Source organism: Pseudoalteromonas sp. S3431 (assembly GCF_000690035.1).
Taxonomy (GTDB): Bacteria; Pseudomonadota; Gammaproteobacteria; order Enterobacterales; family Alteromonadaceae; genus Pseudoalteromonas; species Pseudoalteromonas fuliginea.
Genome location: NZ_JJNY01000052.1, coordinates 24,874 through 38,760, shown reverse-complemented (window position 1 = coordinate 38,760; position 13,887 = coordinate 24,874). Strand labels below are relative to the sequence as shown.

Below are 13,887 nucleotides of genomic sequence, written 5' to 3'. Positions count from 1 at the left end.
ACAAAACGATTTATATCAATGCACTTACCTGTAAGGAGACATTGGGCTCATTAAATTGTTTAGGTAGTACAAAAGTTACTGTTTATTTTATTGCCAGTACTTTGCAAATAATAAAGGGTAGCTTTGCTTTAAAAACTTAGGTTTGTCTTTAAAACGTTTACCTTTGGGTTCATCGCTGCCTGATGGAATAAACGGCAATTCGTCTTCGCTGCGTTCTTCAAATAATAAACCGGCTATTAAATCATACTCATCAATGTACGGATAAGGCTGCTCGTTTAAATAATAAACAGGTGTACACTGCGCTATCGAGTCAGCATTTTCTAAGGCGTTTTCAAATACTGTTTTACCGCGAGAAATTAACCAACATCTAAACTCGCTAAAACCGTAATCGTCATTACACCCAGCCATTACAAAGGCGGCGCCAAACAAATCCCAGGTAAAGCATTTGCGCATATGTATGCCAAAGTGCTTATCAAAATCAATAAGGTGTTGATCGCTTAAATCATTAAGTTTAGTTTTTAGGTTATCGCTCACACTTTGCGGATCGAGCCCTAAATCAGGCGTGGTTACTAATTCCCAAAAAGCCTGTTCTGTTAACGCTGCCATTATAAAATCTCTTTTACTCGGCCAACTTGACCATCTTCTAAACGTACTTTAATACCGTGCGGGTGATTAGGTGATTTTGTTAAAAGACGCTCAACAACACCTTCGGTTAATGTACCGCTGCGTTGATCTTCTTTTAATACAATATTTACTGTTATGCCTGGTGAAATTTGCGAACGCGTAGGAACGGCCATAATTGAAACCTTTAAAGTAATTTATGTAATTATAAACATCACTGTGCTGTCAAACCAACTAAACCACTATTAATTGGCGAAAAATAAGATATGTGCTGGTTTAATATTCAGTTTAATACTTGCTAGCTGATTTAGTATAATATCTTTTAATTCGTCAAGCTGGGGTTTTGCACTTTCAAGAGCTATATCATCATTAAAAAAGCACTGCACTTTTAACGTGTTTGTTTCGTTATTTAAATCCACTGAATGCGTTAAATAGTGAAAGCCAAATACGGTTTCTTTTATTGTTTCACACGCAATAGTCAATACTGAGCGAATTTGCTTATCGCGTTGTTTTTGAGTTTTAGTCATAAATGTACTAGCGCTACTTATTTAGTCTGGGCTTGCTGCTGCTTTTTAAACTCTTCGTAATTAGAGTCCTGTTTATTTAAGCATTCGTAATATTCTTTATCCGCTTTATAGTTGCACTCATCAAGACGTGCAGATTGAACTTCGTGAAAACGTGCATCAGAGCTGCAACCAGCCAAAATACAAAATCCGATAATAAGTAATGCGCTGTTTTTTAGTTTATTGATAAACATTAAATTTCCTTACACTTTCGATATCGAAAAAGCGTTAAAATATTATTGTATATTAGCGTCCTAAAATTTTAATTTTCAAAGGTTCTACTATTATTTTTATGTAGCGATGCTAACAATTGCCAGCTAACGACATAAATACTCTATCAGTCCTCAAAATCTTGTTTCCGCGCTTCTGACAATGCTGATGCTAGTAACCCGGTCGGTACAGCAACAATACCAAGACCTATTGTTAGAATAAAGAATGTAAATATTTTCCCTCCGACAGTAACCGGATACATATCGCCATACCCAACCGTAGTTAAAGTTGTTACGGACCACCAAAGAGAATGAAATACAGAACTAAATTGTTCTGGTTGAGCATCACTTTCGCAGTAGTAAATACCTACAGCAGATAAATAAAGCATAATAGCAGCAACAAAACCAAAAAGAATTAGTTCTTCTTTAGCTATTACTAACGCTCTATGAAAACGTTTAATTGCTTGATTATATTTAAATAACTTTAAAATTCTAACTAGCCTTAAGAGCCTAAAAATACGAATAGATCGTAAGTCATAACCAGTAGATAGGTAAAAAGGGAGGATAGCTAATAAATCAATTAAACCATAAAAACTAAAAATAAATTTTAACTTTTTTTTAGCTACCAAACATCTTAGTATGTACTCAAAAGAAAAGATAACGACTGTAATTATTTCAACAAGATAAAGAATCCATTTTAAATTTTCAGATAAATTAGGTAATGTATCGATAGAAAAAGTAACAAGTGAAACTATAATTAAGAATTGAATTAGTAAAGCGAAAACCTTTCCTCGTAATGTATTAGTATTATCTAATAAATCTGTAAAAAAATCTTTTCCTACCACCGCTACATCCTTTAGACAAGTTTCAAGTTAGCAGTTTAACATAAATCGTTATTAAAATTCTATCAACATGATTTTATTAAATAATTAATAAGAGTAATTTAATCTCCTTCATTATTAGCAAGTTCGCTATTACTTGAGTTTTCGAAAGAAACGACGTTATCGACCTTCATGCTAAAGGCATCAAAAAATGCGTTTTTTAGTACAGAAATAACAGCTTGGAAAGTCGAAACATCCGTATTATCTAGTTGACCTTCAATAGGAATGCGTGCAGCAACAAGTTTAGATTCATCGTTTTCGAGTATAGAGCCGAGTAAATCAACACTGCCTTCAAATATGGCAGTAAATATGCCGTCGTCATCTTTTTCTATATCTTCGCGCCACGAAAAAACACGCAAGTTTTGAACGCCCGCTTTTACATAACCATTTAAGTTATTGTCTTTAGCCACAAGTTCCATAGCGCCATCAATACCCCCTGCTTCAATATCAAACGGTGTATACACTTTAAATACAGTGTCTAAATTTTTAACTGAAAAGCGCTGTACCTCTGCATTAAAATCAAAATTAGCGTGCTTGCTAAAAGGGTCTAATTTGCCATTAAGCTTTAATGCCGCCTCCCCCATTAACGCCCCCTCTACGTTTAGAGTAGTCACAAGTGTTTTTGATAGGTTTTGCGCATTCGTTATGTTTTCAATTCTGGCATTGATATTTGATATAAAAGTGGGATTTTCACCCTGACTAGTTGCATTAACTAGGGACAACTTACCTTGTTCAATAGTTAAGGTATCGATTGAGAACAACACTAAATCGTTGGCGAGTCCGATCCAAGTTGTTTCATCTTTTACACGTTGATTTTGCTCTGCTGCATTTGGGTTTTTATCATAAATAACAATTTCGGGGCGCATAAAAGCCATATTTGTTACCAGATTCCCTTTTAAAAGCGCCGACCATGCAAGTGAAAAATCAAGTGTTTTTACCGCAAGTAAAGGTCTAGGTGCTGTGGTTGCGTTAGTAGCGTAAATTTCTACATCGTCAATGGCATAAGCGCCACGATATAAAAACAAATCTACATCACCTATATGTCCCGTAATACCTTGTGTATGTTTTAGCTGGTAATTTACATACTGCTGCACTGCATAAGGCGCAGCTATTCTGAGGGTAATTAGCAGCAATACAATTACGACAAGAAAGTTGAACCATTTACGGTGTAATGAATTTAAAAATGAACGCATTGTAATTTCCTTTATTTCCACCTACAAAGCAGTATTTTAAACATGTAAAAACTACGCAATTTTGTAATAGCAGTACATATAATGCGAGTAAAATACGTATTCTATAAGGTTTGTTGTAGTTAGCTGGTTAATATGGGAATTACAGCAAATGATGTACCAGTTTATAAAGCCCGATTTATAAACTGGTAAAGCAGGTTAAATAAAAAGGGTTAGCAAATTGCTAACCCTGAAAAATAAAATTTACTAACAATGTTTACTCATCATCAATAATAATGCGTAACATGCGGCGCAATGGCTCTGCGGCGCCCCATAACAGCTGATCTCCCACTGTAAACGCGCTTATGTATTTAGGGCCCATGGCTAATTTACGAATACGGCCAACAGGAATACTTAATGTCCCCGTTACTTTAACTGGGGTTAAGTCAGTAGCGCTAATTTCGCGCTCATTTGGAATAACTTTAACCCATTCATTATGCGAGGCTAAAATTTCTTCAATTTTGTCTACGCTAATATCTTCACGTAGTTTAATGGTCATTGCTTGGCTATGACAGCGCATTGCACCAATACGTACACATAAACCATCAATTGGCACTGGTTGCTTAGAAGAGCCTAAAATTTTATTGGCTTCAACCTGCGCTTTCCATTCTTCTTTAGATTGACCACTTGGCATAGGTACGTCAATCCACGGAATTAAACTGCCTGCTAATGGCACACCAAACTGGTCTTGTGGCAAATCACTTGAAGCCATTTTTTCGCTTACTATCTTATCAATTTCTAAAATAGCAGAGCTTGGGTTATCTAGTTTATCTGCGACACTTGCATGAATAGCGCCCATTTGTGCAATAAGCTCTTTCATATTTCGTGCACCGGCGCCCGACGCCGCTTGGTAAGTCATTGGGCTTACCCATTCAATTAGGTCTTGCTCAAATAAACCACCTAATGCAAGTAGCATTAGCGATACTGTACAGTTACCGCCCACAAACGTTTTAACGCCTTGCGCTAAGCCTTGTTCAATAACATCTTTGTTTACAGGATCCAGCGCAATAATGCTATCGTCACTCATTCGAAGTGCTGAAGCGGCATCAATCCAGTAGCCATCCCAACCAGATTCTCTAAGTTTTGGATATACGGAATTGGTGTAATCGCCGCCTTGGCAAGTAACAATAATATCCATTTTAGCAAGTTCGCTAATGTCACTTGCATCAAGCAATGGTTTTGCATCGCCTGCAATGTCCGGTCCTAACTGACCCGCTTGCGAGGTGGTGAAGAAGGTAGTGTCGATATGGGAAAAATCACTTTGTTGCTGCATACGTTCTAATAACACGGAGCCTACCATGCCACGCCAACCGACTAATCCTACTTTTTTCATTGTTTTTTCCACTGTTTTGTTCATAAAAGATGCCTTAATACATTAAAAATTAAATTCATTGCGTGAGATTTAATTTTCATTAACGTCAAAATAACACCACCAGCCCCCTAAAACTAGTGAATAAAGTAGAACTCAAATTTTTTTCATAGTGTAAAAAATGCAAAGGCATGCAGTGCTTATTTTAAACTTTAATAAAAGCTTAACCTTGTTGAAACTTATATTTACCACGCTTAATAGACACATTGAATAAAGATGTTTTGTGTAATTCTACATTCAACTAAAGGAAAAGATAATGAAGACATTCACTCTTGCTCTACTTACTTTAAGTTCAGTATCACTTAATGTATTTGCAGATACTACGCTTTCAGCAAGCACAATAACGCTAAAAGAAAATGAAAAAGTATCCTTTGAGCGCGCAGAAATAAATATGGAACAGCAACAAGGTATATTGGTAAATACTGCAACAACCTATTACGCACCACAGGTTTGGATAAATGGGCGCTTAGAGCTGTTTTTTGTGGGTTCTACAAATGGAAATCAATTTTGTGAAGAGCGTGGTCACAATCAAGAAATTTCTGGAAGCACAATTACCTGCGGAGAGGATGAAAGCGCCTACGGAGACTTCGATTGGTATAACCAATCATGGGGCATGAAAAGTACTGGTAGTAAAAACCAATGTTATCAGCTCTATGCAACTATAAAGTGCAAATAGAAAAAATATTGACACAAAAAAGCCCCGTTAAATAACGGGGCTAATCGGTAACTATGGTTATTATAATTCCCTTCCTTGGGCAAAGCTATGCGTTAAAATTGATACTTATACTCAACCGAAAACTCAGTTCCTTTTTCCTTAGAACGAGTTAATACTCCATCCGCTTCAATTTTTTGATCTTGGCCTAAAATATTCAACACTTTAAACTTAATGCTCGAATTGAAATCAGGGAAGTAAGTATAGTTTAAGTCTACAGAATGAAATGGCTGCTCCATCCAATCCTCTTGACCTTCAATACCCGGTATAATGATACGTTCACCAAATACATTATAAATAATTGTCGCAGCATGCTCTCCACTTGGCGCATCGTAGCCTAACTGCATATTTACCACGTATTTAGAGTGTCCGGTTAAACGTCTCTTTGTATTTGTTACAGCAGCTGAAACCCCTGTTTGATCCACAATTGCTTGTCGATCTAACTTTATTTCAGAATCACTTAATGTAACATTACCACTTAAAAAGATATCTTGGCCGATACCACCTAAAAAAGTAAAATCTTTTAGGTAATCAAATTCAATGCCTGCTACATAACCTTCCTCAGCATTCGCTATTCGTACTAATGGAGGACCGTCTTGAGAAGGTGATTGCACTGATTCAATAGGGTCAGTCATATCTTTATAAAATAAACCTACTGAAAAGTTTTCACCTGTATCGTAGTAATTTTCCCATCGGAAATCATAGTTTTTGATTTGTGTTGTACGCAGGCCCGGTGTTCCCCCTACTGGATATTCTGTAAGTGGATCAATATATGTTGATTCTGAAATCTCACGTAAATCAGGGCGTACAACTGTTTCACCATAGCTTAAACGATATTGGGTTTCATCATCATAAACATATGTAAATGCTAACGCACCATAAACATCATCTTCTTGAAAAGCTAAATCTGCAAGCTCGTCGTACTCAATTGATGAGTCAAGACCCCCTGTAAATGGATCTAAAGGGACAGACACTTGCCTAAAGTCTTCCCAACGAATACCACCACTTATACGCCATTTATTATTAAAGAAAAAATCTGCTTCAAAATAATAAGCATCCGTTTTTTGAGCCGACCTATAATCATCACCGGAAACAGTCGTATCATTTAAAATAGGTAAATTAAGCTGAGCATTAGCAATTACATCGTCAGATAAAATGCTGTTTAATTTATTGCCATTTAAATCTACACCGCTAAAGGCACGCGTATTAATGTCAAAACGACGATTAGACGCTGAACGTTCTTTTGATATAAAATCAGCACCTGATTTTAATTCAATATCAACGCCATCAAGCATAATAGGGAACGTGAAGTTAAACCCGTAATTCTCTACTTCATCATTTAAATCTTGATACGTATAGCGTGCTGCCGTTGTTGCATTAGTTAAAGCGATTTCATTTTGAACATCATAATTACCATCTTCGTTTTCATCAGTAACAATAAATCGCGTTGTTAAGTTACCTGGTGCATAACGATTTGAACGACCATTAGAGTATTTCCAATCAAAGCCTGCAAAGTTTAACCAATCAAACGTATGCGTGCCTTTAATCTGATTTACAATTAACTCACGCTCTTCGTAGCTAATATCGTAAGAACGAATGCGTTTGTTATCCGATTGATTGTTGTTCTCATCAATACCTAACCGGTCTCTAACTTTGTCTTCAGTATCGCGAAGTATCAGCGAACTAATATCAATACGATGTGACTTATCGTACTCAATACCAAAATTAAACATCCCAGAAAGCTTTACGTTATGCTCACTAGAGGTCACTTTGTCATAACCTCGCGTAAGCGCAGCAGTAGACTCCCCTAAACGGAAATCTTGCCCTTGGTATTCTTCACCTACAAAATATTTATTATCGTAACTTACAGCAGATAAAAACCCATAACGCCAATCACCTGACTCAAAGCTATTACCAAGTGTTACAGTAAATTTAGTATTTGGGTCTAAACTTGTTTCAGTTGGGTCATAATCTCTATTTAAATCAAGTGCCAATGCACGACTTTGCTCAGGTGTAACATCATCAATTGATTGACCTGATTTATAAATAGCTTTAATCGAATCGGGCATTTCACGTGTGCCGTCATCAAAACCATACCAATCATCAGAACCGCCATTGTATTCAAGGCCATCATCAAAATTGTTGCTGTTGTAACCTAACTGACCTGTAACATCAAAAACAAACTGATTCGGAATACTTTTTAATCTTATATCTACATTACCACCACCAAATGAAGCAGGCATTGATGGTGAATAAGATTTTTGTACTGATAAGCTCTCGATTATACCTGCAGGAAATAAATCCAAAGGGATAACTGAACGTGTTGGATCAGGACTTGGCACTGCAGCACTATTTAATTGCGTACTCGAATAGCGCTCGCCTAAACCCCGTACATATATAAACTTACCGTCAACTAATGTAAGACCCGTTACACGGCGCAAAGCGCCCGCAGCATCGCTGTCACCACTACGGGATATTTGCTCTGCTCCCATGATATCGGCAACAAATGCTTGTTGCTTACGCTCTTCAAGTACAGCCGTTGCAGTGCCTTTTAAACGACTAGCACTAACCACAACTTCTTCGAGTACAGCTTCATCATCAACTTCAGCAGCATTAACTGACATGCTTAGACTACATAAAATTGCGGTACTTAAAGCTGATAAACTAAAATGTTTGGAAAATTGTTTCATGTTTACCTCTATCTGATATAAAACAGAAAGTTATAAAAAGGTGTTAAACAAATTTAACACCTGTTCTTACTGTGTTATTCCAGACCTACAGTCCAACCAGCGGTCCAATCATTAGTACTTGAAACTGCACCTATATGGTCAGTAGTATCAAAGAAGCTATCGATTGCCTTTACATCTGTTGGAACTGTTGTATCTATTGTAAAAATACCATTTACAACATCAGGTTGTCCTGTTGCAACTAGATTACCTAAGGTTGTCGTCCACCAGTTTTGCGTATCAAAAGTAACGCCACTTGGGTCTTTAAAGTTTTCTGAGCAAGCAATAACTGAAGACTTAATCAATAAAGTTCCGTCGTTGGCATTATTCACTGTTTCGCTTTCAGTAAATAACGGGGTTCCAGAGTCATCTTTTGCAATACCTTCAATTTCTAAACACTCACCCATCCCTACTGGACCGGTAACAATAGTGTTATAGATTTGAGCGCCTGTGCCTTCACGGAAATACATACCTTCACTATCATCTTCACCATCAAAGGTATTACCTATGATAGTTAAGTTAGCAATAGTCGGATTTGATTTAGGTAATTTTGACGGTGATTTACCATCGTTATCTGATTCAATACCACGGTTTGCATCCGAATTATCAGCAGCTTGCTTTACAAGTACATGTTGTAATTTACCTTGGAATCCATTATCCCAGTCAATACTGTCATCTTGAATACTTGTAAGCACAACGTATTTTGCTTGAACGTTACCACCAAAAAACTCTATTCCATCATCTGCATTTTGGTGAACCTGTAAGTATTCAACGGTTGTACCAGAGCCAACACCGCCAAAAGTAATACCGTTTATTTCATTACCCGGTGAAAGTAAGTAGCCACCATTCATTACGCGAACATAACGCAAAGTACCTGAGTTATCAGTCGTCTCTGTACCACCAAATACCGCTCCACTTTCTACGCCCTCTACTTGAAGAGCACAATCACCAGTATCTGGGCATTTGTTAGACGGGGCATTACCAAGAAGCACTAAACCGCCCCATTGTCCTGCAGCTGTTGCTTCGCCAGCTACATCTTGACTAGATGTAAACGAAATAGGCTTATCTTTTGTGCCGTTAGCTTCTATTTTAGAATCACGACCAACAACTAAATAATCTTTACCGTTTCTACCATAAACGGTAACACCAGGTTCAATTGTCAAAGTAGCAGAGTCTGTTTTATCACCCCCAACGAATACAGCGCCGTCAAGTGCATAAAGGTTACCAGCGGTTAGTGTTAAATCAGTGGTAATACGACCCGATATTTCACACGTTGTCGTTGTGCCATCACCTGGTGAAATTGAAGTTGTTCCTGTAGGGCAACCTGCAACGGCTTCAGGTGCGGTAACAATTCCGCCACCATAACCAAATGCCCAGCCTTCACGCCAATCATCAGAATCATTCAATGCACCCGCAAAATCAACTGTGTCGAAAAATGCGTCAACGGTATTAGCAACATCCTGACCAGCACCTAACAAAGGAGAGCCGGCAATAGGCTGACCATTAACACCTAGCATAGGTTTGTCATTAATAACGTTACCAGATTGCGCCGTAAACCACCCTTCTAACGCTAAAAGTACTGAACCATCTGCACCTTTAGGGTCTTTAAAGTTTTCACCATTAGTACAAGACATAAAAGTGTTTTGCATTAATATAGTGCCATCGTTAGCATTATTTACTGTTTCGCTATCAGAAAATAAAGCCGTGCCATCATCGGCCAATGCAATACCTTCAAGCTCTAAACACTCACCCATTTCATCAGAGCCTGTGATCACTGAGTTGTATAGGTGTAAACCCGTGCCTTCACGTAAGTAAATACCTTCAGCATCGTCTTCACCATTAAAGTTATTACCAACAATGGTTAAATTAGAAATCATAGGCAACGATTTTGGATCTTTAGAAGGGATTTTACCGTCGTTATCAGCTTCAATTCCTCGGTTTGCATCTGTAGAGTTTTTATCTTGCTCGACGTAAACAAACTGCATTTTTCCTTGGAAGCCATTATCCCAGTCAATGCTATCATCATCGATACTTGTTAAAACAACGTGTTTTAGATTAACCGCGCCACCAAAAAATTCAACGCCATCATCCGCATTATTATGAACTTGTAAGTAATCAACTGTTGTACCAGAGCCTACCGCACCAAATGTAATGCCGTTTAACTCATTACCAACAGAAAGTTCAAAACCCGCATTTTTAACGACTACGTATTTAAGAGTACCTGAACTATCAGTGTTATCAGTACCGCCAAACACAGCACCAGACTCAACACCTTCTACTTGAAGTGCACAATCGCCTTCAGCAGGACATTTATTTGAAATACCATTGCCTAATAACACCATACCGCCCCATTGACCTGCAGCAGTTGTTTCACCTAAAACATCTTGCTTAGATGTAAAGATAATTGGGTCGTTTTTAGTTCCTGACGCTTCAATTTTTGAGTCGCGACTAACAACAATGTAATCGCCTCCATTATTACCAAAGACGACAGCGCCTGGCTCAATAGTAAGCGTTGCACTTTCTGCTTTATCTTTACCAACAAAAACAGCGCCATCAAGTGCCCAAATTGCATCAGTTGAAAGTGTTGTATCTTGTGTTATGACACCAGAAAGAACCTGAACAGTAACAGAACGACCTAAGGCAGTAGATACCTCAGTTGATAAACTTTGGCTAAATGTACCGGGTAACTCTTCAGCTGTTGGTGGTGTTGGATTTGTAGGTGAAGTTGGTTGTTCAACCGTTTCTTCAACATTTAGATTTATATCACCGCCACAGCCGGCTAATGTAATTGCAGTAGCCACAAGGCTGACCTTGAATAAGTCAGATAATTTCATTGTTCACTCCGTTAAAGTATTTAATTATTTTGTTAGCGCTTTATTAAACTCAAGTCACCTTAAGGCACTTTTTAATGCATTAAGGTCACTTGAGTTCTTAGCTGCGACTACCTTACGGGAGCTGTATGACAGAGCCGTTACACTTTAATAAACATAAGATGACAAAGTTATTCTCATAAATTTCAAATGGTTAATTAAAAAAAACAAAAAAAACCGCCAAAAATAAATTTAAGGCGGTTTGCATAGTGCGATTATGAAATAGCTTGACGTGTATACCTGTTACCGAATAATCACGCTAGTTAAAAGTTAAAGTAACGCTGTTCTGAGTGTTTCTGCATGTACTTTTTCACGCTTCACATATTTGATCCATTGCTGTGCTAAACGCTGTGACTTTTTATGCTTTTGGGCTTGTTCGAACGCTAAAATTGATGCATCAAAATTTTGTAAATTGTACTGCGCCATTCCCAAAGCAACAAAAGCGTTTGATTCAAAATCAAGGTCACCTTTATCAAGCGCTTTACGCGCAGCATCGGCAGCTTTTTCAAACTGCTCAGTATTTACATACACTTCGGCTAAACGTTGGTCGTACTTACCACTTGGCGATAAATCAGCCGCCTTAGCAAAATACGTGATTGATTTTTCATCTTCTTTTGCCTGGATCATCGCCTCAGCAACAAAAGCATAATTTTTTGCAGTTTGCTCTGCAATTCCAGCATCTATAGCTTTACTCATAACAGTGGCGGCTTTATACGCTAAGCCATTATATAAATACACCTGAGCCAATTGGCGTAAATCAGATTTAGAGGTTAAAAAACCTTGCTGATACGCGGCTTCAATAACACTAAGCTGTTGCCTTTCTTTCCCTAATTCACCATACATACCCGATAACTGAACCCAGTATTCAGGTTTGTTGTAAAGCTTTACCATACGTTCCAATACATCAACCACTTTATCTGTTTGGTTAAGCGAGTAATACATTGCACGCTGTAAAACTAGCCAATTTTCTTTAGGTGTTTTACCTTCACTATCGCTTAGAGTAATTGCTTGGGTAATATAATTAAGGCCTTGCTTAAAATCTTTTAACTGATAATAGGTTTGTGCTCGCAATACATAATAACCATCAGTAATTGGTTTAGTATTAATAGCATCCCATTGGTCTAAAAATGCAATCACTTTTTCATAGTCACTATTAGCCATTGCCAATTGAGCTAAACTGAACGTCGTGCTCACACGCAGTGATTCTGGGATACCTTCCTCAGCAACTACTTTTTCAAACGCTGCAATAGCTTTTGGTAAGTCATTTTCATTGTAATATATGAAACCATAAAAATTATGCATCATCGCAATTTCGTACGAGTTCATACTCGATGAGCGCTCATTTATGCTATCAAGTGCTTCAAGTCCTGCCTTAACATCGCCATCATCGGCGAGCTTTTGTGCACGTGCCAGCTGGCTGTATACTTTTTCACGTAAAGCTGGCACACGTTTAGTTTTTTGCTCTTGCGCCGCATTGGCTGTAGCTACATCTACACTGGGTAAAATGCTCAGTGCACTAGGAGTAATAATACTTGTACTTATCGCTACGGTACAAAACAGTGTTAATTTTAAAAGTTTTGCCACAGGTCGTAATGTTGTCATTGATTTCATAATCGCCTCGCTTTTCGAACCATTTACTCGTAGATTTAATTAATCGCTAAATTAACCACTGATCTGGAAAGAAATTTTGTTCTGAACACCCGCAACTTCAACAGCTTCACCATTAACTACGCGCGGTTTGTATTTAAATTTAAGGGCTGCATCCATTGCAGCTTTATCAAATAGTGACTCAGGCTCTGCTTTTAAAACGTGGGGCTCACGCACAGTACCTTGTTTAGTTACAGTGAATTCAACAATAACGTAACCCTCAATACCACGTGACAATGCACGGCGCGGGTAAACTGGAGCTACTTTTACTATCGGTAAATATTCTCCATCACTTGAGTCCAGCGATAAGCCACCTGATAAATTGACGTCCGCATCAACATTGGCACCAAAGTCAAAGTTGTTAGCATTTGCATTAGCATCACTACTTTGCATTTGCGGTGACTCCATTGGTGGAGGCGGTTCTTTTGGTGTGGGTGGCTTTTGTGGTTTACGTTCTTTTTTTTGTACGCTTTCTTCTTTTTTAAGCCTTACAAAATCAAGTACGTTCCCTTTAGCGGGTTCACTCATCGCTCCATCGCCACCAGTTATAAGTGCTTGCATGCCTAAAAAAAGCATGAAAGTCACTACACCAGCTATAATTAATGCTACTAAATAACGCATTGCTAACCCTTATGCTTCTTGAGCTGCAATCGACACATCAAACACACCTGCGGCACGTGCTGCATCCATTACCTTTATCAATGTATCTGTTGTAGATTTTTTGTCTGCCTGAATTACAACACTGCCTTGAGGGTTTTCAGCTTTTAAACGCTCAATGTTTGCTTGAACAGCTCGTATATCAATTTGACGTTTATTGATCCAAATCTCACCTTTGTCTGAAATAGCCACTAGTATGTTTGCACGTTCCTTTTTTACAGCTGTTGCAGCTTCTGGACGATTTACATCAATACCAGCTTCTTTAACAAACGATGCTGTCACAATAAAGAAAATAAGCATTATAAAAACAACATCTAACATAGGTGTCATGTTTATTTCTTCTGCTTCATCTTCTTGCATTAAATTACCTAAAGGGGCTCTCATTTTTTATTCTCCTAGGATA

At 37.9% G+C, this 13,887-nt stretch carries 13 protein-coding genes; 1 reads left to right on the top strand and 12 read right to left on the bottom strand.

From position 1 onward, the window contains the following. Positions 1-87 precede the first annotated feature (87 nt). The 7 genes from DO88_RS06235 to asd form a co-directional block, all read right to left on the bottom strand. The gene (locus DO88_RS06235; protein WP_007377587.1) at positions 88-606 is read right to left on the bottom strand and encodes a DUF4240 domain-containing protein; all 519 of its coding nucleotides are present in this window, start codon (positions 604-606) and stop codon (positions 88-90) included. After that, positions 606-797, bottom strand: a complete 192-nt coding sequence (locus tag DO88_RS06240) for a YwbE family protein (protein WP_007377588.1) — start codon at positions 795-797, stop codon at positions 606-608. The genes DO88_RS06235 and DO88_RS06240 overlap by 1 nt, the downstream gene beginning before the upstream one ends. Before the next feature lie 69 nt (positions 798-866). After that, a complete protein-coding gene (locus DO88_RS06245; RefSeq protein ID WP_007377589.1) occupies positions 867-1,148 on the bottom strand; it encodes a hypothetical protein in 282 nt (93 codons plus the stop codon). A gap of 17 nt (positions 1,149-1,165) precedes the next feature. Next, entirely contained in the window at positions 1,166-1,378 is a 213-nt protein-coding gene (locus DO88_RS06250) for a hypothetical protein (protein ID WP_007377590.1), read from the bottom strand. A 143-nt stretch (positions 1,379-1,521) separates the two neighbouring features. Next, positions 1,522-2,238 carry an ion transporter gene (locus DO88_RS06255; protein ID WP_008139024.1) on the bottom strand — a complete coding sequence of 239 codons (717 nt, stop codon included), beginning with the start codon at positions 2,236-2,238 and terminating at the stop codon, positions 1,522-1,524. Between the two features lie 98 nt (positions 2,239-2,336). Then, positions 2,337-3,467, bottom strand: coding sequence for a DUF748 domain-containing protein (locus tag DO88_RS06260; RefSeq protein ID WP_033040000.1), 1,131 nt, complete (start codon positions 3,465-3,467; stop codon positions 2,337-2,339). A gap of 253 nt (positions 3,468-3,720) precedes the next feature. After that, positions 3,721-4,860 (bottom strand): aspartate-semialdehyde dehydrogenase, encoded by a 1,140-nt coding sequence (gene asd / locus DO88_RS06265; protein ID WP_033039998.1) that lies wholly within the window; start codon positions 4,858-4,860, stop codon positions 3,721-3,723. A 268-nt stretch (positions 4,861-5,128) separates the two neighbouring features. On the opposite strand from asd, the gene DO88_RS06270 reads away from it, so the two are divergent. Beyond that, complete coding sequence (locus DO88_RS06270) at positions 5,129-5,548, top strand: hypothetical protein (RefSeq protein WP_007377594.1); 420 nt, start codon at positions 5,129-5,131, stop codon at positions 5,546-5,548. A 92-nt stretch (positions 5,549-5,640) separates the two neighbouring features. Here the strand turns inward: DO88_RS06270 and DO88_RS06275 are convergent, their stop codons facing one another. From DO88_RS06275 to DO88_RS06295, 5 genes are all read right to left on the bottom strand, one after another. Then, positions 5,641-8,274, bottom strand: coding sequence for a TonB-dependent receptor domain-containing protein (locus DO88_RS06275; RefSeq protein WP_007377595.1), 2,634 nt, complete (start codon positions 8,272-8,274; stop codon positions 5,641-5,643). A gap of 74 nt (positions 8,275-8,348) precedes the next feature. Then, complete coding sequence (locus tag DO88_RS06280; RefSeq protein ID WP_033039996.1) at positions 8,349-11,144, bottom strand: hypothetical protein; 2,796 nt, start codon at positions 11,142-11,144, stop codon at positions 8,349-8,351. A gap of 306 nt (positions 11,145-11,450) precedes the next feature. Further along, on the bottom strand, positions 11,451-12,791 hold the full coding sequence (locus tag DO88_RS06285; protein ID WP_033029656.1) for a tetratricopeptide repeat protein: 1,341 nt from the start codon (positions 12,789-12,791) through the stop codon (positions 11,451-11,453). Positions 12,792-12,842: 51 nt separating this feature from the next. Beyond that, entirely contained in the window at positions 12,843-13,448 is a 606-nt protein-coding gene (locus DO88_RS06290) for an energy transducer TonB (protein WP_007377598.1), read from the bottom strand. Between the two features lie 9 nt (positions 13,449-13,457). Next, positions 13,458-13,868: an ExbD/TolR family protein gene (locus DO88_RS06295; protein ID WP_007377599.1), complete on the bottom strand. Its 411-nt coding sequence runs from the start codon at positions 13,866-13,868 to the stop codon at positions 13,458-13,460. Between the last annotated feature and the right edge of the window lie 19 nt (positions 13,869-13,887).